The sequence below is a fragment of the Prevotella sp. AM34-19LB genome (genome assembly GCF_003468525.1).
Classification (GTDB): domain Bacteria; phylum Bacteroidota; class Bacteroidia; order Bacteroidales; family Bacteroidaceae; genus Prevotella.
In genome coordinates this window covers 1-751 of record NZ_QSIG01000132.1, presented here as the reverse complement: position 1 = coordinate 751, position 751 = coordinate 1, and the positions used below count along the sequence as shown (strand labels likewise).

Below are 751 nucleotides of genomic sequence, written 5' to 3'. Positions count from 1 at the left end.
TCGGCTGCAAAGTTAACAAAAAGTTTCGAGAAAATACTCATCGAGGTGATAATTTTGTTCATGGTAATACCAAGAAAGATAAATTTCACCCAAATGGGGAGGTATGGCTCGCATGTTGAGCAAACCTATCGCAACGCATTCGGCTTAAAAAAGTCGAAAAGCATAGACTGGCTCAAACTTAATGTCTCACTTGCCAAGCGCTTCTTTGGTAAACAGGGAAGATGGGCTATTGCCATTGATCCCAGTTACATCAGCAAAGCTGGCAAGAAGACTCCACATATCGGTCGTTTTTGGTCGGGATGTGCACAGTCTGTTAAACATGGTCTCGAAATCATGGGTATTGGACTCATTGATATTGATACCAAAGACTGCATGATGTTAAAAGCCCACCAGTCGCTAAATAATAAAGAACTGAGTCTTAGAAACAAGACTATGGTAGATTTCTATATCAGCGTCATTAAGCGTTACCGCAAGGAACTTCTTAAACTCTCAACCCTCATAGTTGCAGATGCTTACTTCTCTACAAGTACATTTGTTAATGGGATAAAGAAAGAAGGTTTCTCTTTGATAAGCCGCTTTCGTGACAATGCTTGTCTCTTTTATGTCTATACTGGTCCACGTACTGGAAAACGTGGTCGCCCCAAGACCAAGGATGGCAAGATTGATATGAAGAATCTTGACCTCACTCGAATGGAGAAGATGGAGATGAAAGATATAGAAGGAACAGCTTATACTTTGATTGCCTATTCCA

General features: G+C 40.7%; 1 protein-coding gene. It reads left to right on the top strand.

Annotated elements, in window-relative coordinates:
- Positions 1-751, top strand: a 751-nt coding sequence (locus DW830_RS15550) for a transposase (RefSeq protein WP_199656172.1), incomplete at both ends; no start/stop codon positions are given.